The organism is Micromonospora sp. NPDC003816, from assembly GCF_042874705.1.
Lineage (GTDB): Bacteria > Actinomycetota > Actinomycetes > Mycobacteriales > Micromonosporaceae > Micromonospora.
The window spans coordinates 804,382-825,161 of the sequence record NZ_JBIANP010000003.1 but is presented as its reverse complement, the minus strand read 5'-3'; the positions used below and the strand labels follow the sequence as shown (position 1 = coordinate 825,161).

Sequence of the window (20,780 nt, the reverse complement as noted above, 5' to 3'; positions counted from 1 at the left end):
GAGCAGGTCACCGGTCAGCCGTCCCGTCGGCCAGCAGGCGATCGTAGGTGTCGGTGAACCGGCGCAGGGCGGTCCGGCGGGAGAAGAGTCGCTCGCAGCGACGACGTGCGGCCTCCGCCATCGCCGGACCGGAGGTGTCCAGGATGTCCAGCAGCCGGGCCGCGACGGCGTCGCTCACCTCGTCGGCGGGTTCGAGGGGTACCAACCAGCCGGTCCGGCCGTCGGCGACGCACTCGCGCGCGCCGTGGGTGGCCGTGATCACCGTCGGCAGACCACACGCCATCGCCTCCACGGCGGAGAGGCCGAGTCCCTCCTCGTAGGAGGTCTGGAGGAAGACGGACGCGCCCTGGTACAACGCCACGAGTTCGTCGGCGGGGACGTCGGCCCGTACCTGGACCCGATCACCCAGTCCGGTCCCCGCGACGAGCGCCGCGACGCCCGGGGTGAGGCGCCCCCTGCCGGCGAGGACGAGCGGTGGCAGGTCCGGCCGACGTCGTAGGGCCTCGGCATAGGCCCGGACCATCCGGTCGAGCCCCTTGCGGGGATCGCCGAGCCGGCAGACCGAGAGCAGGTATCCGTCGGCACGCCAGCCGGACGGCGACGGGACGAACCGGGCGGTGTCCACGCCGGGGGGCGCGAGCAGCACGTTCGGCAGTCCGAGCGACTCCACCCAGTCGAAGATCACCTGGTTCTCCACCAGGACCGCGTCCGCCGCGCCGAGCGCCGACCGCTCGATCCGGGAGGTGAGCCGGGTCATCGCCGCGCGCCAGAGGTCCGCCGGACGCCAGGGCCGCAGTGGACGGTGGGCCCGTTCCCACGCGACGAGCGTCGCCATCTGCACCACGACCGGCGGACCGGCGGCGAGCACCGGAGCAGCCCAGGCGGGCGTACCGCAGACGACCTGGATGCAGTCGTATCCGGACAACGCGGCGGTCAGCTCCGACCGGGGCCGGTACCGCATGGCCTCCACCTCGACCGCGTTGGCACCCCAGTACCGCTCGTGCGGCACCGTGTCGCATCGACGCAGCAGGCTGGCGCGCCGCCAGGACCGGGGTGCCAGCAACCGCCGGCTGGCGGTGTCCCGGACGGACGTCGCCAGGTCGTGCACGTCCACGGTGTACCGGCCGGAGGCGGTCAACCCCTCGTACAGCCAGTCGACCACCGAGCCCACCCCGCCGTTGCGGTGCAGTCCGTGCGTCACCAGGGCGACCCGTCGGCGCGGCGGCACGACGGGACGGCGTCCGTTCGCACCATGACCCGCCGGTTGCCGACCGGGCGGTGGAAACGTCGCCTCTCGAACGCGAACCTGGCCCGGCTCACCACTCATACGTCGGCCTCCGCGATATTCGTTCGGGGTCGAGACGGAATAGCCAAAATAGCATCGCGGTCGACGAATGCCAGACAGGCGACACCGCGAGGCGAATTCGCGAATGGTCGTCACATCGCGGGCAACAGAACTCGCATACGCAATTGACGGACGTGGGCCGGTAGGCCCGGTGCGACCGACCGGACTGTGGTGAGCTGAGCACATGGACGGAATCCGGCTCGGGCTGGTGCTCCATCCCACCCGGGACACCTCGCCCGTGGTGGACACCATCGCGGCCTGGGCCGTCCCGCACGACGCCACCCTGGCCGTACGCGTCGAGGACCGCCACCGGGTCCCCGACTCGGTCCAGGCGATGTCGGCGGCGGACCTCGTCGCCCGCTCCGACGTGCTGATCAGCATCGGCGGGGACGGCACCATGCTGGGCGCGCTCCGGATGGCCGTGAACGACCCCAAGCCGGTGCTCGGCGTGCACCTGGGCAAGGTCGGGTTCCTGGTCGAGGTGGAGCCGCCGGAGGTGCCGGCGGCACTGGACCGGCTGCTGACCCGGGACTACACCGTGGCGGGGCACAGTTGCCTGGCCTGCGACGTGTGCGGCGACGACGTGGTCGCGTTCAACGACATCGCGCTGATCCGCGCGCCCGGCCAGGGTTTCGTCACCGCCACCCTGGCCGTCGACGGGCGCCGCTACGGCTACTACCGCTGCGACGCGGTGGTGGTCAGCACGCCGGCCGGGTCGACGGCCTACAGCTATGCCGCGGGCGGGCCGTTGATCTCCCCGGCCACCCGGGCGGTCGTGGTGACCCCGAGCGCGCCGATGTCCGGCATCTCCCGTGCCGTGGTGCTCTCCCCCGACGAGAACGTGCGGCTGGAGCTGCGGCCCGGCTCCGGGCCGGTGGCGGTGGAGGTCGACGGGCTGCTGATCCGCGAGAGGTCGACCTCCGGCGCGGTCGACATCCGCTACCGGCACGACGCGGGCCTGGTGGTACGCCTCGACCCCGGTCGCTTCCAGGAGCGCAGCCAGCTCAAGCTGAGCCTGCTGGACCTGCCGCTGCTGCCCGAGCAACTGCGGGAGCTACTTCCCGAGGAACTGCGTCACCGCCTCGACCGCCGGATACCACCTCCGGAGTGAATTCGACGCCTCCGCATCAGGAGAATGTTTCCCGTTTCCCCGCACGCGACAATTTTTCGCGCTTCCGGGAATGAACGACCGGACAGATAAACGTGAAACAGGGAATCGCACGACCTTAATTCGACTAAGCAGTTAGGGGACGTACGTGGCTCCTGACCTGATGTGGGTCTCCACCGGCCACGGACAGGACAGGGGAGATCGTCATGCCACCCGAGATAACGCCGACGCCCCAGGACCGGACCAGAGTGAACCGACGCCGTACCGCCGTCTTCCTCGCCGCCGACGCCCTCGCCTGGGTCGGCGGCTTCACGGTGGCCGGTTGGGCCCGGTACGGACAGGTACTCACCGCCGACCATGCCGCCGACGTGATGCTGCTCGGTGCCGCCACCGCCGTGCTGCACGTCGGCATCAGCGCGCTACGGCGGATCTACTCCGGCCGGCAGCCGCTGGGCACCATCGAGGAGGTCCGCGGGCTCGCCGGCACGACCGCCACCACGTCGGCAGTGGTACTGCTCGCCCTGCTCGCCGTCGGCGACCGCCCGATTCCGGCCAGCATCCCGGTTGTCGGCGGCGCGCTGGCACTGCTGTTCATGCTCTGCTCGCGCCTGCTGCACCGGCATCGCCGGGACCGGGCGATGCGACCGGACGCCCGCTCGGCCACGCCGGTGCTCCTCTTCGGCCTCGGCGAGGCCGGTCAGGGGCTGGTCCGGGCCATGCTCGGCGACCCGAAGGGACGCTACCTGCCGGTCGGCGCGTTGGACGACGACCCGGAGCGGCGTGACCTGCGCATCGCCGGTGTCCCGGTGCTGGGCGGCCGGCAGCATCTCGCCGACGCGGTCCGCCGCACCGGCGCGACCACGCTGATCTTCTCGGTGGCGAACGCCGACGCCACGCTGATCCGGGAGATCCGGGAGATCACCCTCCGGACCGGCGCCGCTTTCAAGATCATTCCGCCGGTCCGGGAACTGGTGGACCACCGGATCAGGGTCAGCGACGTCCGCGACGTGCAGATCAGTGACCTGCTCGGCCGCCGCCAGGTGGTCGGCGACCTGACGCTCGACGACAACGGCCTGGCCGGCCGCCGCGTGCTGGTCACCGGCGCCGGGGGCTCGATCGGCGCGGAACTCTGCCGACAGATCATGCGTGCCAACCCGGGCGAGCTGATGATGCTCGACCGGGACGAGTCCGCGCTGCACAGCCTCCAGATGTCCCTCACCGGACGGGCGTTGCTCGACGGCCCCGAACTCATCCTCGCCGACCTCCGCGACGACGAGGGGATCCGGCGGATCATGCGGGACCGCCGCCCCGAGATCGTCTTCCACGCCGCCGCGCTGAAGCACCTGACCCTGCTGGAACGGCACCCCGGCGAGGCGATCAAGACCAACGTCTGGGGCACGCTCACCGTCCTCGACGCCTGCCGGGACGTCGCCCGCTTCGTCAACATCTCCACCGACAAGGCCGCCAACCCGATCAGCGTGCTCGGCTACTCCAAGCGCCTCACCGAGATGCTCACCGCCCACGCGGCGGCGACCCACCCGGGCACCTTCCTCAGCGTCCGGTTCGGCAACGTGCTCAGCAGCCGAGGCTCCGTGGTGACCGCCTTCCAGCGGCAGATCGAGGCGGGACAGCCGTTGACCGTCACGCACCCCGACGTGACGCGGTACCTGATGACCGTGCAGGAGGCGGTGCACCTGGTCCTCCAGGCGGCCAGCATCGGACGCGACGGAGAGGCGCTGGTGCTCGACATGGGCGAGCCGGTCCGCATCGACGACCTGGCACGCCGCATGGTCGCCCAGGCGGCCAGCCCGGTGCAGGTCGTCTACACCGGACTGCGCCCCGGCGAGAAGCTGCACGAGGACCTGCTGGGCCACGGCGAGACCGACCACCGGCCGCTGCACCCGCTGATCTCGCACGTGACGGTGCCGGCCCTCGACCCACTTGAGGTCAGTGCCCTCGACCCGTTCGGCGACCCGGGCCTGATCGTCGACCAACTCGCCGCGCTCTGCGGCGTCCTGCCGGGTACGGCCCGCGAACGCCAGCCGGGCATCCCGCTGGCCCGCTGAACGCGCCACCACCGTGCCGTCACCCACACCGGGTGACGGCACGCGGCGTACCCGCGGGGCCCTCAGGCGCCGGACAGCACCTCGGTGACCAGTTCCTGCGCCTCCTGCTGGACGCGGGCCAGGTGCTCGGGCCCCTGGAACGACTCGGCGTAGATCTTGTAGACGTCCTCGGTGCCCGACGGGCGGGCGGCGAACCAACCCGAGGCGGTCGTCACCTTGAGCCCGCCGATCGGCGCACCGTTGCCGGGTGCCGAGGTGAGCGTGGCGGTGATCGGCTCACCGGCCAGCTCGGTGGCGCGTACCCGCTCCGGGGAGAGCTTGCCGAGCACGGCTTTCTGCTCTCGGGTGGCCGGCGCGTCGATCCGGGCGTACGCGGGCGCACCGAACCGGTCGGCCAACTCGGCCCAGTGCTCGCTGGGCGTCCGGCCGGTGGTCGCGATGATCTCGGCGGCGAGCAGGCAGAGCAGGAGGCCGTCCTTGTCGGTGGTCCACGTACCGCCGTCGCGACGCAGGAACGAGGCGCCCGCGCTCTCCTCGCCACCGAAGCCCACCGCGCCGTCGAGCAGCCCGGGCACGAACCACTTGAAGCCGACCGGCACCTCCAGCAGTGGACGCCCGAGGTCGGCGGCGACCCGGTCGATCATCGAGGAGGAGACCAGCGTCTTGCCGACGGCGGCGTCCGGACCCCACTGCTCCCGGGTCCGGAACAGGTGGGCGATCGCCACCGCCAGGTAGTGGTTCGGGTTCATCAGTCCGGCGTCCGGCGTGACGATGCCGTGCCGGTCGGCGTCCGCGTCGTTGCCGGTGGCCACCTGGTAGTCGGCGCGCATCGCGATCAGCGAGGCCATCGCGTTCGGCGACGAGCAGTCCATCCGGATCTTGCCGTCGCCGTCCAGCGTCATGAACCGCCACGTCGGGTCCACGGTCGGGTTGACCACGGTCAACTCCAACCGGTGCCGCTGGGCGATCTCGCCCCAGTAGTCGACACTCGCCCCGCCGAGCGGGTCGGCACCGATCCGCACCCCGGCGTCGCGGATCGCGTCCAGGTCGATCACCGCCGGCAGGTCGTCCACGTACGCGCCGAGGAAGTCGTACGTGCCGGTGGTGTCGACGGCGCGGGCCCGCGCGTACGGGATGCGCCGCACCTCCTTGAGCCCGGCGGCGAGGATCGCGTTCGCGCGGTCCTGGATCCACCGGGTGACGTCGGAGTCCGCCGGACCGCCGTGGGTCGGGTTGTACTTGAACCCGCCGTCGTCCGGCGGATTGTGCGACGGGGTGATCACGATGCCGTCGGCGAGCCCGCTGGTGCGACCCCGGTTGTGGGTCAGGATGGCGTGCGAGACCGCCGGGGTCGGGGTGTAGCCGTCCCGGCTGTCCAGCAGCACGGTGACCTCGTTGGCGGCGAGCACCTCCAGGGCGTCCACGGTCGCCGGGGTGGAGAGCGCGTGGGTGTCCCGGCCCAGGAACAGCGGCCCGTCGACGCCCTGCTCCCGCCGGTAGTCACAGAGCGCCTGGGTGACCGCCAGGATGTGGTCGGAGTTGAACGCGTTGCGCAGGCTCGACCCACGGTGCCCCGAGGTGCCGAAGGAGACCTGCTGCGCCGGGTCGGCCGGGTCGGGATGCTCGGCGTAGTAGGCCGTCACCAGCCGCGGTACGTCGACCAGGTCGGCGGGCTGGGCCGGCTGACCGGCGCGCGGGTGACTGCTCACGGCTCCACCTTCTGTCCTTTGCCGATGACCACGATCCCGTTGTCCGAGACGGTGTACCGCTGCCGGTCACGTTCCAGGTCCACGCCGATCTCCGCGCCCTCGGGCACGTAGACGTTCTTGTCGAGGATGGCCCGGCGCACCACCGCGTGCCGGCCGACCTCGACGCCCTCCATCAGCACCGCGCCGTCCACGTGTGCCCAGGAGTGCACCTTGACCTTCGGCGCGACGATCGAGTTCTCCACCAGCGAGCCGGAGATCACCGCGCCGGGCGACACCATCGAGGCGACCGCGCGACCGACCCGCTCACCCCACTGGTGCACGAACTTGGCCGGCGGGTACGGCGGCTGGTCGGTGTAGATCGGCCAGTCGAAGTTGTAGAGGTTGAACACTGGGTGGACGTTGATCAGGTCCATGTGGGCGTCGTAGAAGGAGTCGAGCGTCCCCACGTCGCGCCAGTAGCCCCGGTCCCGGTCGGTGCTGCCCGGCACCTCGTTGTCGCGGAAGTCGTAGACGTTGGCCTCGCCGCGCTCCACCAGCATCGGGATGATGCTGCCGCCCATGTCGTGCTTGCTGGTCTTGTCCTCGGCGTCGCGCTCCACCGCCTCGATCAGCGTGCGGGTGGTGAAGACGTAGTTGCCCATCGAGGCGTAGATCTCGTCGGGGGCGTCGGGCAGCCCGATCGCGTCGGTGGGCTTCTCCCGGAACGCCCGGATCCGCCGACCGTCCTCACCGACCTCGATGACGCCGAACTGGTCGGCGGTGTGCAGCGGCTGCCGGATGCCGGCCACCGTCACCCCGGCACCGGAGGCGATGTGGTCCTCCACCATCTGCCGGGGGTCCATCCGGTAGATGTGGTCGGCACCGAAGACGATCACGTAGTCGGGCTGCTCGTCGTAGATCAGGTTGAAGCTCTGATAGATCGCGTCGGCGGAACCGGCGAACCACCAGGGGCCCCGACGCTGCTGCGCGGGCACCGGCGTCACGTAGTTGCCGAGCAGCGTCGACATCCGCCAGGTCTTGGTGATGTGCCGGTCGAGGGAATGGGACTTGTACTGGGTCAGCACGACGATCTTCAGATAGCCGGCGTTGGCCAGGTTGGAGAGGACGAAGTCGACCATGCGGTACATCCCGCCGAACGGGACGGCCGGCTTGGCCCGGTCCGTGGTCAGCGGCATCAGGCGCTTGCCCTCTCCGCCGGCCAGGACGATCGCGAGCACCTTGGCAGCCATGACCAGACGCTATCCATCCCCGTGCCGCTTCACCACTCGTACGGGCACACTTCTGCACTAGGGTGCCGGGCATGACCGACTCCGCCCACCTTCGCGTCGACCTGCTCACCCGCGAGTACCCGCCCGAGGTGTACGGCGGCGCCGGGGTCCACGTCGAGTACCTGGCCCGGGAACTGCGCCGGATCGCCGAGGTCCGGGTGCACTGCTTCGGCGCGCCGCGCACCGAGCCGGGAGTCCGGGCGTACGCGGACCCGCCGGCCCTCGCCGGGACGAACGCCGCGCTGCGGACCATGGGCGTGGACCTGGAGATGGCCGCCGGGTGTGCCGGCGCGGACGTGGTGCACAGCCACACCTGGTACGCCAACCTGGCCGGGCACACCGCGAAGCTGCTGTACGGGGTGCCGCACGTGGTGACCGCGCACAGCCTGGAGCCGCTGCGACCGTGGAAGGCCGACCAGCTCGGCGGCGGCTACGCGCTCTCCTCCTGGTGCGAGCGCACCGCCTACGAGGCGGCCGACGCGGTCGTGGCGGTCAGCGCCGGCATGCGCCGGGACGTGCTGGCCGCGTACCCGTCGGTGGACCCGGACCGGGTCAAGGTGATCTACAACGGCATCGACACCGCGCAGTACGCCCCCGACCCCGGCACCGACGTGCTGGCGCGACTCGGCATCGACCCCGCGCTGCCCAGCGTGGTCTACGTCGGGCGGATCACCCACCAGAAGGGCCTGCCGCACCTGCTGCGCGCCGCCCGCGAACTGCCGCCGGAGACGCAGCTCGTGCTGCTGGCCGGCGCGCCGGACACGCCGGAGATCGCCGCCGAGGTGGAGGGCCTGGTCGCCGAGCTGCGGTCCGGCCGCTCCGGGGTGGTCTGGGTGGCCGAGATGCTGCCCAAGTCCGAGGTGATCCAGGTGCTCACCCACGCCACCATCTTCGTCTGCCCGTCCGTGTACGAGCCGATGGGCATCGTCAACCTGGAGGCGATGGCCTGCGAGACCGCCGTCGTCGCCACCGCCACCGGCGGCATCCCCGAGGTGGTCGCCGACGGCGAGACCGGCCTGCTGGTCCCGATCGAGCAGGCCACCGACGGATCGGGCCGCCCGCTGGACCCGGCCCGCTTCGAGGCCGACCTTGCGGACCGGCTGAACACCTTGCTCGCCGCCCCGGAGCAGGCCGCCGCACTCGGGCGGGCCGGCCGAAGGCGCGCGGTGGAGCACTTCTCGTGGGACGCGATCGCGCGCCAGACGCTGGACCTGTACGGCTCGCTGTCGGTGTAAGGCTTTGATGTAAGGAAGGGCACCTTATTAACGCCTCGTGCATAGCAGGGGTCCCCTGCTAACACAGCTCACCCCGCACCCCCACCAGCTCACCCCGCACCCCCACCAGCTCACCGCGCACCGTCCGACACAGCTCACCCCGCACCGTCGCCACCGACGTGCAGGCTGGTGGCGAGGCGGGTGAGCGCGGCGGGAGCGGCGGCGGCGCGAGCCGTCACGGCGACCAGGGCGCGGGCGGACGGGCGGTCGCGTACCTCACCGGGAGCGGTCCGCTCGGCGTCCAACAACGCCCGCCCCGCCTGGAGCATGTCGCCACAGCGGGCGTGCGCGCGGGCCACGTCGAGCAGGTACGCCGCCCGATGCTCGGTCGGCAGCCACCGCCACCCGCTGCCCGCCGTCAGCCGAACGTGTCGGGCCGCCGCCACCCCGACGTTCCCGAGGTCGGCCGCGATCACCACCCGCGCCGCCTCCACCGCCGCCGTACCGTAGCCGTCCGGCAACTCGGGCACGATCGCCGCAGCCTGGTCGATCAGCTCGCGTGCGCTGCGGCCGTCGCCCCGCCCACCGGCGGCAAGACCCGCCTGGACCAGCAACGTCGTGCGCAGCGCCGCCGCGTCGCCGGTCTGCTGCGCGATCCGTTGCGCGGCCACCACCGTGGCATCCATCGCGGACCGTCGCCGCCCGACCGCCCGCAGCGCCTGACTCAGCGGTACGGTCGCGACGGCGACCAGCAGCGCGTTCCCGGTCCCCAGGGCGACGGCCATCCCCCGGTCCGCCGCCAGCCACGCCGACTCCCGCTGGTCCAGCTTCACCAACACCAGAGCAATCAGCCCGTACGCGCCGACCAGCAACTCGTCGCCGGCCGGATCCGGACGGTCGACCCGCACCTGCCGGACCGCGTCGAGCAGGTCCGGTAGCAGCCTGAGCAGGGCCGGGTACCGGGCATGCCGATAGCTCTGCGGCATGGTCGAGCCGGGCCCGCACCTGTGCCACGTCGACGGGCCGGGACGACGCCGGAACGTGGTATCTGGCCAGGGCCGCCCGAACCCGCTCCACACCGGCGACTGCGGGGGCGGACCGCCCGGCCCGGTCCGGCAGCAGGGTCGCCAGGTCGATCCGCAGCGCCTCGGCCACCTCCCGCAGGTTCGACACCCGCTCCACCCGGCGCGCCCCACGCTCGATCTTGTCCACCCAGCTCTTGGACTTGCCGAGCCGGTCGGCGAACTGCTGCTGCGTCATGTTCCGCCGGACCCGCCACTGCGCGATCCGCCGCCCCACCGGCACCTCACTCACCGCCCCACACCCCCGCCGCACGCCCCCACCCCACCCACCGCGCCGATCATGGAGTTGTGGTTCGTCCAAAGGCCGCGTATAGCCACAAACCTGCTGCCACAACTCCATGATCGACGACTGAACACCGGACGCGGGATGTCGGGCGGGGGCTGGTGCATCCGTGCCTCCTTGCGAGTGGCGGGAGGTGGGGCAGAACGAGCACGACGGGGAGGTGAAGGCAGGACGGGGCGGCACCGGGGGGACCGCCCCGCCCTGGTCAAAGGGACTCCGTTGCTGACGAGAGAACCTCCGGCAACTTCAACTTAGAAGGCTATGCCGTCACAGTCAACAGAGCATGCACGGCGTGTCACTCGGAGTGCGAAGATCGAGGCGCTGACGAGAGGTGGCGCGCCCATGCCGCAAGCACCGCTTTACGAGCAGATCATCAACGATGTCTCGACCGCAGTCCGCGCGGGCACGCTCAAGCCCGGCGACAAGCTGCCGTCCATCGCCGAGCTGCGTGAGCAGTACGAGTCGAGCGCCTGGCCGGTCCGATACGCCTTGCGCATTCTTGAGGAACGGGGCTGGATCGTCACCCGTCAGGGCAAGGGCTCGTTCGTGGCGAGTCAACCGCCGATCTGATGCCGGATACTGCGCGGCCGTCGGCGGGGCAAGTGGGGCACGGTACGGCGGTCGAACGAGCGCGAGCCGATCTCGCACAGTAGGTTGAGGCGGTGAGCGGACGGTTCCCGATCGAAGACGTCTCCCCCGTCGTCTCCTGCGGTCGCTACCCGGCCCGAGCGGTCGTCGGCGAGGTGGTGCCGGTGTCGGCAGTCGCCTACCGCGAGGGGCACGACGCACTCGGCTGCAACGTGGTCTGGCTGGGCCCGGACGGGCTGGCGCGACCGTTCACCCGGATGAGACCGGGTGAGCCGGGCCGGGACCGGTGGCACGCCACGATCGTCCCGGACGCCGTCGGCGAGTGGATGTTCACCGTCGAGGCGTTCAGCGACCCGTACCTGACCTGGCACAACGCGGTGACCAAGAAGATAGCCGCGGGCCAGGGGCCGACCGAGCTGGCAAACGACCTGGCCGAGGGCGTACGCGTGCTGCGGGCCGCCGCCGACCTGGTCCCGGCCGCCGAGGGGGCGGGCCTGGACGAGGCGGTCCGCGCGCTGCGCGACACCGCGCTGCCGCTGCCGCAGCGGGTGGCTCCGGCGCTGGCGCTGGCCGACCTGCTCTGGGCGCACCCGGTGCGCGAGCTGGTCACCACCGGCGAGGAGTACCGCATCTGGGTGGACCGTGAGCGGGCCCTCTTCTCCGCCTGGTACGAATTCTTCCCCCGCTCCGAGGGCGCGATCCCGGCCACCGTCGACGCGCCGGCCCGCTCCGGCACCTTCGCCACCGCCACGCAGCGGCTGCCGGGGGTCGCCGCGATGGGCTTCGACGTGCTCTATCTGCCGCCGATCCACCCGATCGGCCGGGTCAACCGCAAGGGCCCCAACAACACGCTGGTCGCCGGGCCGGACGACGTGGGTTCGCCGTGGGCCATCGGCGCCGCCGAGGGCGGGCACGACACCATCCACCCCGATCTGGGTACGCCGGAGGACTTCCGGGCCTTCGTCGTCGCCGCCGCCGAACACGGCCTGGAGGTGGCGATGGACCTGGCGTTGCAGTGCGCCCCCGACCACCCCTGGGTCAGCGAGCACCCGGAGTGGTTCACCACCCGCGCCGACGGCAGCATCGCGTACGCGGAGAACCCGCCGAAGAAGTACCAGGACATCTATCCGGTGAACTTCGACAACGACCCGGAGGGCATCCGCGCCGAGGTGCTGCGGGTGGTGCGGCACTGGGTCGGCGAGGGCGTGAAGATCTTCCGGGTGGACAACCCGCACACCAAGCCGGTCGACTTCTGGCACTGGCTGATCGGCGAGGTCAAGCAGGTCGACCCGGACGTGTTGTTCCTCGCCGAGGCGTTCACCCGACCGGCGATGATGCACGGGCTGGCAAAGGTCGGCTTCACCCAGTCGTACACGTACTTCACCTGGCGGACCTCGGCGGCGCAGATGCGGGAGTACTGCGAGGAACTGGTGGCGGCGGCCGACTACATGCGGCCGAACTTCTGGCCGAACACGCCGGACATCCTGCACGCCTCGTTGCAGCACGGCGGACCGCCGATGTTCAAGATCCGGGCGGTGCTGGCCGCGCTGCTCTCCCCCTCCTGGGGCATGTACGCCGGGTTCGAGCTCTTCGAGCACGTCGCGCGCCCCGGCGCGGAGGAGTACATCGACAACGAGAAGTACGAGCTGCGCCCCCGCGACTGGGCCGGCGCGCTCGCGCAGGGGCGGTCGCTGGCGCCGTTCATCGCCACCCTGAACCAGGTCCGCCGGGAGAACCCAGCCCTGCACCGGCTGCGGAACCTGGTCTTCCACGACATCGACAACCCGGCGCTGCTCTGCTGGTCCAAGCACGACCCGACGACCGGCAACACGGTGCTGGTGGTCTGCTCGTTCGACTCGCACACCGTGCAGTGGGGCAACACCACGCTGGACATGCCGGCACTGGGCCTGGACTGGCACGACCGGTTCACCGTGCACGACGCGCTGACCGGCGCCACCTACGACTGGGGACAACGCAACGCGGTCCGCCTCGACCCGTACCTGCAACCCGCGCACGTGCTGGTGCTGCGCCGCCCCGACGCCACCGCACCCGACACGGCCGGCACCGCCACGGCCGCGCCCGGCACCACCGGCACTGCCACGGCCGCCGCTCCGATCGCCACCACCGTCCCCACCACTGCCGCCCGTCCCCGCAGCGGCACCGACTCCGCCACGAAGGACGACGCCCGATGGACCAGCTGATCTCCGGGGAGACCCACGACCCGCACGCCGTGCTCGGGGCCCACCCGGCGAACGGGCGCACGGTGGTCCGCACGATGCGTCGGGGCGCGGCCGATCCGTGTCTGCTGGTCGGGGAACGGCGGTACCCGATGACCCGGGTACACGACGTCGGCGTCTTCGAGGCGACCGTCCCCGGCGAGGTCCTCGACTACCGCATCGAGGTGGACGGGCAGCCGCACGACGACCCGTACCGCCATCCGCCGACCCTGGGCGAACTGGACCTGCACCTGATCGGCGAGGGCCGACACGAGCGGCTCTGGGAGGCGCTCGGCGCCCGGGTACGCGACGACGGCGTGGCGTTCGCGGTGTGGGCGCCGAACGCCCGGGGTGTCCGGGTGGTCGGCGACTTCGCCGGCTGGGCACCGGACGACGGCTGGCCGATGCGGTCGCTGGGCTCCACCGGCGTGTGGGAGATCTTCGTGCCCGGGGTGTCGACCGGCGCCCGGTACAAGTACCGCGTCCTCGGCGCGGACGGGTACTGGCGGGACAAGGCCGACCCGCTCGCCGCGTACGCGGAGGTGCCGCCGGCCACCGCGTCGGTGGTGCACCGCTCGACGTACGAGTGGACGGATGCGGACTGGCTGGCCCGGCGGGCGAGGCAGCAGCCGCACCAGGAGCCGATGAGCGTGTACGAGGTGCACCTCGGCTCGTGGCGGCCGGGCCTCGGTTATCGGGAGTTGGCCGAGCAGTTGACCGCGTACGTGGTGGAGCTGGGCTTCACCCACGTGGAGTTCCTGCCAGTGATGGAGCACCCGTTCGGCGGTTCCTGGGGCTACCAGGTGACCGGCTACTTCGCGCCGACGTCGCGGTTCGGCGACCCGGACGACTTCCGCTACCTCGTGGACCGGCTGCACGCCGCCGGCATCGGGGTGATCCTGGACTGGGTGCCGGCGCACTTCCCCAAGGACGAGTGGGCGCTGGCCCGCTTCGACGGCACCCCGCTCTACGAGCACCCCGACCCGCGTCGCGGCGAGCACCCCGACTGGGGCACGTACGTCTTCGACTTCGGCCGCCGCGAGGTGCGCAACTTCCTGGTCGCCAACGCGCACTACTGGCTGGCGGAGTTCCACGTCGACGGGCTGCGGGTGGACGCGGTCGCCTCGATGCTCTACCTCGACTACTCCCGCGCCGACGGGCAGTGGGTGCCCAACCAGTACGGCGGCCGGGAGAACCTGGAGGCCATCGCGTTCATGCAGGAGACCAACGCGACGGTCTACAAGCACCACCCCGGCGTGGTGATGATCGCCGAGGAGTCCACCGCCTGGCCGGGGGTGACCCGCCCGACCAGCGACGGCGGGCTGGGCTTCGGCTTCAAGTGGAACATGGGCTGGATGCACGACACCCTGCTCTACACCTCGAAGGACCCGATCTACCGGCAGCACCACCACCATCAGCTCACCTTCTCCCTGGCGTACGCCTGGAGCGAGAACTATGTGCTGCCGATCAGCCACGACGAGGTGGTGCACGGCAAGGGCTCGCTGCTCGCCAAGATGCCCGGCGACCAGTGGCAGCGCCTGGCCAACGTGCGCGCACTGCTGGCGTACATGTGGGCGCACCCCGGCAAGCAGCTCCTCTTCATGGGCTGCGAGTTGGCCGACGAGCGGGAGTGGAGCGAGGAGCGCGGCCTCGACTGGTACCTCCTGCACGACCCGGCCCGGGCCGGCGTGCAACGCCTCGTCGGCGACCTCAACCGGGTCTACCGGGACACCCCTGCCCTGTGGGCGCAGGACACCTCGCCCGCCGGCTTCCGCTGGCTCGCCGGTGACGACGTCGCCAACAACACCGTCTCGTTCGTCCGGATCGCTCCCGACGGCGCGACCCTGGTCTGCGTCGCCAACTTCTCCGCCCGGCCCGTGGACGACTACCGGGTCGGTCTGCCTGCGGCGGGCGCCTGGGCCGAGGTGCTCAACACCGACGCCCACCACTACGGCGGCTCCGGCGTCGGCAACTTCGGCACCGTCTACGCCCAGGACATCCCCTGGCACGGGCTGCCCGCCTCGGTGGCACTGCGTGTCCCCCCGCTCGGCGCTCTCTGGCTCCGCCCGGCCTGACCCTGCTCGGGCCGCCGTGACGGTCGCGGCCGTGGCCGTCACGGCCGTGGCCGTCACGGCCGTGGCCGTTGCGGGGCATGGCCGTTGCGGGGCATGGCCGTCGTGCGGCATGGCCGCGGTGCGGCATGGCCGCGGTGCGGCATGGCCGCGGTGCGGCATGGCCGCGGTGCGGCATGGCCGCCGTCACGGCGTGGCCGTCGTGACACGTGGCCGTCGTGACACGTGGCCGTCGTCGAGGGCGTGGCCATCACGGCCTGCGGGCCTCGGCCCTGGATACCTCCTCGGCTCCTGTCGAGCTGAACCGTTCGCGCTATCGCGTCGCCAGGCACGACATGCCGCAGCCTGGTGGCCACCTTCCGCGATCCGTTCCTGCTCTCAGCTCGAAAGGGCCCGGACCTTATACAGGACCGGCCCTGACCCTGCTACATACAGTCAGACCCGACCCTGCTGCACACAGCCGGGCCCCGACCTTGCCATGCGCAGCCATGCCACGCGCGGGGGCAGGCCGTCGGGCGGACGGCGGGCGGCGGGCGGACGGCGCGGGACCCGCACCGCCTCATGTCTGCGTGACAGCTCGCTCACCAGGTCGGTAACAATCCGCCGGGCTCGCACGTAGATCACCGAGCGGTGAACCGTCGGCGCCCGCGCGCCCGTACCTCCGAGGTAGCTGACGACGAGGGGAAGAGAATCGATGGCGAGCAGTAGGCGTACCACCCGGAGCAGTCGGCGCGGGACCTCACCGCGACAGCGCAAGATCGCGGGGGTCGTGGCGATCGGGGTGACCCTCGGCGTGGCCTTCGCGACGGCGACCGGGACCAGTTCGGCGAGCGAGAACTGCGAGGGTCTCGACACGGCCGTGGGCAGCAACCTCGCCTTCATCGCCGACCAGTTGGTCTTCCCCGACCCGCTGTCGGAGGCCCGGATCGCCAACCGTCAGGCCGTCCTCGACCAGCTCGAACAGCGGCGCGCGGCGGCCGGCTGCACCGGCGAGGTCGAGGTGCCGGACGCGGACCCGAACGCGGCGCTCAACGGCGGCGCGGCGGAGAACTGCGACGGCCTGGACACCGCCGTCCGTAACAACCTGACCTTCATCGCCGGTCAGCGGCAGAACCCGGACGCGCTGTCGGAGGCCCGGATCGCCAACCGGGAGGCCGTCATCGACCTGCTCGAAGACCGCCGACACCTGGCCGGCTGCACGGGCGAGGTGACGCTCACGCCCGGCGGCTGACGCCCGGCGGCTGGCATCCGGCAGGCTCGGGAGAAGCAGCACGGCCGCTCAGACGAGGCCGGCGCCGCGCAGCAGGGTCCAGAGGCCCGCGCCGTCGGGGGCGGAGAGCCACTTCTGCCCGATCGGCCCCTCGGTGGGGCTGTCGTGCGGGACGGGGAGGCTACCGGCCAGCACCGCCTGGGTGGGTGAGAGCCGCCGGATCGCCACGCCCGCCACGTTGTCCGGGTGGGCGGCGGCGAACTCGCGGTAGATCTCCGGGTCGTGCTGGCCGTCGTCGCCGACGAGCAGCCAGCGTACGTCGGGGAACTCCTTGGCCAGCCGGGCCAGGGTGGCGCGTTTGTGCTCCCGGCCGCTGCGGAACCAGCGGTCGTGGGTGGGGCCCCAGTCGGTCAGCAGCAGCGGCCCGGCCGGATAGAGGTGCCGGGAGAGGAAGCGGGTGAGCGTCGGGGCGACGTTCCACGCACCGGTGGAGAGGTAGAAGACCGGTCCGCCGGGGTGCGCGGTGACCAGGCGCTCGTAGAGCACGGCCATGCCGGGTACCGCCATCCGGGCGTGCTCGTCGAGCACGAAGGTGTTCCAGGCGGCGAGCAGCGGACGGGGCAGTGCGGTGACCATGACCGTGTCGTCGATGTCGGAGAGGACGCCGAAGCGGACCTCGGGATCGAGGATGCGGACCGGGGCCTCGACCGGCTCGGCGTCCGGGACGCTGAGGCGTACCGTTCCCCAGCCGGGTGGCAGGTTCGTCTCGACGACGGTGTCGACGAAGCCGCTGCGGTCGGCCCGCACCTCGTGGGTCACCCCACCGGTCTCGATCGTCACGGTGACGTGCTTGGCGGGCAGCGTGGTGAAGCTGCGCCAGCCCCGGACCTTCTCCAACCGGCCCCGCTGGCGGGTGTCCGGTCGCCCGAGCAGCACCCGGCACATCACCCGCGCCCAGCCGGGTGCGCCGTACCCGGTGTACGCGATGATGTTGATCCGCCAGCCCGTCCGACGGAGCCGACGCTCGACGACGGCGTGCACCGCGTCCTCGATCCGTGCGGCCCGGTGCAGGTTCGGAATGGCCAACTGGCCGGCGGGAGTGGGTGGCACGGGTGCAACCCTGCCACACGTCGGCGACCACGGCCACGCGAGAGCCGCCCCGGCACCCCGTCGGTCACCCCGCACGACCCACCCCGCCGGGCTGCGGCGAACCGGCCCGTAGCGGCGTCCGACCGTGCGAGACTCCGGTCGGGACGACGACGGGGGCGATGGTCGTGCCACGTGCAGGGTCGCAATCAGGGCGACAGCGCGGACGGGGATGGTTCCGGCTCGACCGGCCGGCCTTCGTCGCGCTGCTCCTCGGGCTGGCCGGGGTCGGCTACCGCCTGTACCTCGTGCTGCACACCGTGCCGGTGTCCAACAGCGACGAGGCGACGTTCGGCCTGGCCGCGCTGCACATCGCCGAGGGTCGGGAGCACCCGGTCTTCCTGTACGGCCAGCGGTACATGGGCATGTTGCAGTCGTACCTGGCCGCTCCCCTGCTCGCCGTCGGCGGACCGAGCTGGCCGTTGCTGCGACTGCCGGTGCTCGCGCTCTACGCGGTGTTCCTCTGGCTGATTCACCGGCTGACCCGGCGGATCGGGTCGCCCTGGTTCGCCACCCTGGTCGTCGGTCTGCTGGCGCTCGGCTCCGAGCGGGTGATCCGGGACCAGGTGACGACCGTCGGCGGCCGTCCGGAGGTCAAGGTCGCGGTGTTGGCGATGCTGCTGCTGGTCGCCGGGCTGGCCCAGGGCACGGTCCGCCACCGTCGGCTGGCCGTCGGCGCCTTCGGGCTGCTCGCCGGGGTGGCCGTCTGGTCGGACTGGCTGATCGTGCCGTACCTGGCGGTGGCCGGGCTGGCGCTGGTGTGGGCGGTGCGTCGGGAGTTGCTCGGCGGGGCCGGGCTGCTGCTGCTCGTCGGCTTCACCGTCGGGATCGCCCCGATGATCCGCGACAACCTGGTCGCGCCGCCGGGACAGGACTCCCTCTCGGTGCTGCGCACCATCAGCGGTGCCACCGGAGCGCCGCCGCCGTGGCCGCAGCGGCTGGACGGCGGGCTGCTGGAGGGGGTGTCGCTGGCGGGCGGACTCTGCCCGCTCGCCGGTTGCGCCCGCTGGCAGGAGTGGTTCGCGCTGCTCTATCCGGTGCTGCTGGTCGTCGGGGCGGTGCTCGCCGGGCTCGCGTACCGCCGGGCCGCCGGGCGGGCCGACCGGGTCGGGCCGGTGCTGCACCTCGCGCTGCTCGGCGGTGCGGCGTTGACGCTGCTGGCGTACGTGCGCAGTTCGCTCGCGGCGACCGACCCGCTGGGCAACGCGCGCTACCTGTCGGTGCTGCAACTGTCGTTGCCGGCGGTGCTCTGGCCGCTCTGGTCGACGGCGGTGGCCGCCTGGCGGGGCACCGTCGGCGCGCGGGGACGGCTGGCCGGCGCGTTCGCCACCGCCGTCCTGGCCGCCCTGGCGGCGGCGTCGCTGGTGGTCACGGTCCTGTTCGCCACCGCCGGTGCGGACCCCGGCCGGCGGGAGGAACGGTACGCGCGACAACTCGCCGCCACGGTCCAGGCGGCCGGTCTGCACGAGGTGTACGGCGAGTACTGGACCTGCAACCGGTTGATCTTCAACACCGGCGAGCAGGTGGTCTGCGGGGTGCTCGACGGCGACCTGCACCCAGGCCAGAACCGCTATCCGGCGTACTGGTGGCGGCTGGCCCGCGCCACCCGGCCGGGGTACGTGCTGGCGACCGACGCGCCGGCGGACCGGCGGCTGCGGGAACTGCTCGGCGACCGCGCGGACGGCAGCCTGCTCGCCGAGATCGGTGGCTTCCGCGTCTACCACCCGCCGGAGCCGCTGCGCCCCTGGCGTTAGAGTCACCCATGCTCATCCTGCTGCCGCCCTCCGAGGGCAAGGCCGACGCCGGCACCGGCCGCAAGCTGGACCTCGACCGGCTCTCGCTGCCGGCGCTCACCACCGCCCGCCGGGAGGTGCTGGACGCGCTGGTGGCACTCTCCGCCGGTCCACCGGAGGCGGCACTGGACGCGCTCGGGCTCAGCGCCGGCCAGCACGGCGAGCTGCGGCGCAACACCCGGCTGACGGTGGCGGCCACCGCCCCCGCCGGGAGGATCTACACCGGCGTGCTCTATGAGGCCCTCGACCTGGCCACGCTCCCGCCCACCGCCCGACGGGCGGCCGACCGGCAGGTGCTGGTCAGTTCCGGCCTGTGGGGGGCGGTCCGGCTCACCGACCGGATCCCGCCGTACCGCTGCGCCATCGGGGCCCGCCTGCCCGGCCCGGGTGCGCTGTCGGCGTACTGGCGGCGGGTGCTGGGGCCGGTGTTGACCGAGGCGGCCGGCACCGCTCCGGTGCTCGACCTGAGGTCCGGCGCGTACGCCGCCACCTGGGCGCCGCGCGGTGCGTCGGCGGAGCGCGTCGTGACGGTGCGGGTGCTGCACGAACGTGAGGTGGACGGGCAGCCGGTGCGGTCGGTGGTCAGTCATTTCAACAAGGCCACCAAGGGCCGTCTGGTGCGGGACCTGCTCCTCGCCGATGCTCGTCCCCGCACCACGGACGCGCTGGTCGCAGCGGTACGGGACCTCAAGTACACGGTGTGCGAGCAGCCCGGCGCACCGGGCCGTCCAGGTCAGATCGACGTTGTGGTTTCCGAACTGTAACCAGGCGCAAGATTTCCTCAAGGCTGAGCCGGATCGGTACCACCCACGGGTGTCACAGGTCACCGTAAGGAGGACCCGACACCACAAGGAGGCACTCCGGTGGTTGCCGCACCCATTCTGCTCGACCGGCATCGCCAGGCGACGACGCTCCCGCCGTTGGACTGGACCACGCTGGCCGACGCGTTCGAGACAGCCTGCCTGCTGCGCTGTATGCCGCCTCCGGCGGCTCCCGGTCACCGGTACGTGGGCCAGCAGCCCGCCATCCCGGCGACGATCGAGTTCAACCGGGAGGAGGCGGCGCGGCGTACCCGACAACTCCTCGACCGCCTGCACATCCCGGTCCGGCACGAGACGGCGGTGGGCGGGCTGCGCCGCCGCTACGAACTGCACCAGATCCACATCGCCCGCGAGCACCGTGCGGCGTACGCGGCGATGGTGGAGAACGGCTGGCGGCGCGGCCGCCGGGAGCTGCTCGGGGGCCCGGTGCCCGGTGCCTCGACGGCCCGGCGGTTGTGGCGTACCCGGTTGGCCGCCGCCGCCTGGCGGTCCGCGCTGCTGGCCGGTGGCCGGCACGTCCGCCGACACATCCTCGGCGTCCGGATCACCGACCGGGAGTTGGCCGCCGTGCTGGTGCGCGGCGCCGCACTGCTGGACGTACCGGCGCTGCTGCGTCCGGGCACCGGCTGCTTCCTGGTCAGTGTCGCGCACGGCCGGGACCGGGAGCAGATCCTGCGCCACGCCGGAGAGGAGGCGGCGCACCGCCCCGTGGCCTGATCCGTGGCCGACCGGACGGCTGGAACGGCTCGCCGGCCACCGGTCGGACCCACCCGGACGGCCCCGGCAGACCTGCCGGGGCCGTCCGGAGAGCGCTTCCGCCGCCTCTGGGCTTGCGTGACAGGGGTCCGGCGGCGCACAG

Annotated in this window: 15 protein-coding genes and 1 pseudogene; 10 read left to right on the top strand and 6 right to left on the bottom strand. The window is 72.2% G+C overall.

Translation table 11 applies throughout. From position 1 onward, the window contains the following. Positions 1–7: 7 nt before the first annotated feature. Entirely contained in the window at positions 8–1,201 is a 1,194-nt protein-coding gene (locus ACFYTT_RS14565) for a glycosyltransferase family 4 protein (RefSeq protein ID WP_387259450.1), read from the bottom strand. A gap of 328 nt (positions 1,202–1,529) precedes the next feature. Between ACFYTT_RS14565 and ACFYTT_RS14560 the strand changes: the two genes are divergently transcribed. Then, a complete protein-coding gene (locus tag ACFYTT_RS14560) occupies positions 1,530–2,456 on the top strand; it encodes an NAD(+)/NADH kinase (protein ID WP_387259447.1) in 927 nt (308 codons plus the stop codon). Between the two features lie 203 nt (positions 2,457–2,659). Next, positions 2,660–4,519 (top strand): polysaccharide biosynthesis protein, encoded by a 1,860-nt coding sequence (locus tag ACFYTT_RS14555; RefSeq protein WP_131054213.1) that lies wholly within the window; start codon positions 2,660–2,662, stop codon positions 4,517–4,519. Positions 4,520–4,581: 62 nt separating this feature from the next. Here the strand turns inward: ACFYTT_RS14555 and pgm are convergent, their stop codons facing one another. After that, positions 4,582–6,228: a phosphoglucomutase (alpha-D-glucose-1,6-bisphosphate-dependent) gene (gene pgm, locus ACFYTT_RS14550; protein WP_387259444.1), complete on the bottom strand. Its 1,647-nt coding sequence runs from the start codon at positions 6,226–6,228 to the stop codon at positions 4,582–4,584. Next, a complete protein-coding gene (gene glgC / locus ACFYTT_RS14545; protein ID WP_131054211.1) occupies positions 6,225–7,457 on the bottom strand; it encodes a glucose-1-phosphate adenylyltransferase in 1,233 nt (410 codons plus the stop codon). The genes pgm and glgC overlap by 4 nt, the downstream gene beginning before the upstream one ends. A 71-nt stretch (positions 7,458–7,528) precedes the next feature. Between glgC and glgA the strand changes: the two genes are divergently transcribed. Next, the gene (gene glgA / locus ACFYTT_RS14540; RefSeq protein WP_387259441.1) at positions 7,529–8,731 is read left to right on the top strand and encodes a glycogen synthase; all 1,203 of its coding nucleotides are present in this window, start codon (positions 7,529–7,531) and stop codon (positions 8,729–8,731) included. Positions 8,732–8,865: 134 nt separating this feature from the next. On the opposite strand, the gene ACFYTT_RS14535 is transcribed toward glgA, so the two are convergent. Continuing rightward, positions 8,866–9,696, bottom strand: coding sequence for a hypothetical protein (locus ACFYTT_RS14535; RefSeq protein WP_387259439.1), 831 nt, complete (start codon positions 9,694–9,696; stop codon positions 8,866–8,868). Between the two features lie 196 nt (positions 9,697–9,892). Next, positions 9,893–9,970, bottom strand: a pseudogene (locus ACFYTT_RS14530) (helix-turn-helix domain-containing protein); the annotation flags it as partial. A gap of 447 nt (positions 9,971–10,417) precedes the next feature. Here ACFYTT_RS14530 and ACFYTT_RS14525 point away from each other — a divergent pair. From ACFYTT_RS14525 to ACFYTT_RS14510, 4 genes are all read left to right on the top strand, one after another. After that, on the top strand, positions 10,418–10,645 hold the full coding sequence (locus ACFYTT_RS14525; protein ID WP_176093200.1) for a winged helix-turn-helix domain-containing protein: 228 nt from the start codon (positions 10,418–10,420) through the stop codon (positions 10,643–10,645). Positions 10,646–10,737: 92 nt separating this feature from the next. Continuing rightward, on the top strand, positions 10,738–12,864 hold the full coding sequence (locus tag ACFYTT_RS14520; RefSeq protein WP_387259436.1) for a maltotransferase domain-containing protein: 2,127 nt from the start codon (positions 10,738–10,740) through the stop codon (positions 12,862–12,864). Then, a complete protein-coding gene (glgB, locus tag ACFYTT_RS14515; protein ID WP_387259433.1) occupies positions 12,852–14,954 on the top strand; it encodes a 1,4-alpha-glucan branching protein GlgB in 2,103 nt (700 codons plus the stop codon). Before ACFYTT_RS14520 ends, glgB begins: the two co-directional genes overlap by 13 nt. Positions 14,955–15,645: 691 nt before the next feature. Continuing rightward, entirely contained in the window at positions 15,646–16,182 is a 537-nt protein-coding gene (locus tag ACFYTT_RS14510) for a hypothetical protein (RefSeq protein ID WP_387259431.1), read from the top strand. Between the two features lie 48 nt (positions 16,183–16,230). Here ACFYTT_RS14510 and ACFYTT_RS14505 read toward each other — a convergent pair whose 3' ends face one another. Beyond that, entirely contained in the window at positions 16,231–17,271 is a 1,041-nt protein-coding gene (locus ACFYTT_RS14505) for an App1 family protein (protein ID WP_131057444.1), read from the bottom strand. 158 nt (positions 17,272–17,429) lie between these two features. Here ACFYTT_RS14505 and ACFYTT_RS14500 point away from each other — a divergent pair, with 158 nt between their 5' ends. The 3 genes from ACFYTT_RS14500 (at position 17,430) to ACFYTT_RS14490 (ending at position 20,638) form a co-directional block, all read left to right on the top strand. After that, a complete protein-coding gene (locus ACFYTT_RS14500; RefSeq protein WP_387259428.1) occupies positions 17,430–19,061 on the top strand; it encodes a hypothetical protein in 1,632 nt (543 codons plus the stop codon). 8 nt (positions 19,062–19,069) lie between these two features. Continuing rightward, complete coding sequence (gene yaaA, locus ACFYTT_RS14495; RefSeq protein ID WP_387259425.1) at positions 19,070–19,864, top strand: peroxide stress protein YaaA; 795 nt, start codon at positions 19,070–19,072, stop codon at positions 19,862–19,864. A gap of 99 nt (positions 19,865–19,963) precedes the next feature. Beyond that, entirely contained in the window at positions 19,964–20,638 is a 675-nt protein-coding gene (locus tag ACFYTT_RS14490; protein ID WP_131057706.1) for a hypothetical protein, read from the top strand. Positions 20,639–20,780 lie beyond the last annotated feature (142 nt).

Coding starts and splice junctions, on each gene's coding strand:
- ACFYTT_RS14535 (WP_387259439.1), bottom strand. CDS start 9,696: ATGCCGCAGAGCTATCGGCATGCCCGGTACCCGGCCCTGCTCAGGCTG.
- ACFYTT_RS14500 (WP_387259428.1), top strand. CDS start 17,430: ATGGTCGTGCCACGTGCAGGGTCGCAATCAGGGCGACAGCGCGGACGG.
- yaaA (WP_387259425.1), top strand. CDS start 19,070: ATGCTCATCCTGCTGCCGCCCTCCGAGGGCAAGGCCGACGCCGGCACC.
- ACFYTT_RS14560 (WP_387259447.1), top strand. CDS start 1,530: ATGGACGGAATCCGGCTCGGGCTGGTGCTCCATCCCACCCGGGACACC.
- ACFYTT_RS14525 (WP_176093200.1), top strand. CDS start 10,418: ATGCCGCAAGCACCGCTTTACGAGCAGATCATCAACGATGTCTCGACC.
- glgA (WP_387259441.1), top strand. CDS start 7,529: ATGACCGACTCCGCCCACCTTCGCGTCGACCTGCTCACCCGCGAGTAC.
- glgB (WP_387259433.1), top strand. CDS start 12,852: ATGGACCAGCTGATCTCCGGGGAGACCCACGACCCGCACGCCGTGCTC.
- ACFYTT_RS14555 (WP_131054213.1), top strand. CDS start 2,660: ATGCCACCCGAGATAACGCCGACGCCCCAGGACCGGACCAGAGTGAAC.
- glgC (WP_131054211.1), bottom strand. CDS start 7,457: ATGGCTGCCAAGGTGCTCGCGATCGTCCTGGCCGGCGGAGAGGGCAAG.
- ACFYTT_RS14510 (WP_387259431.1), top strand. CDS start 15,646: ATGGCGAGCAGTAGGCGTACCACCCGGAGCAGTCGGCGCGGGACCTCA.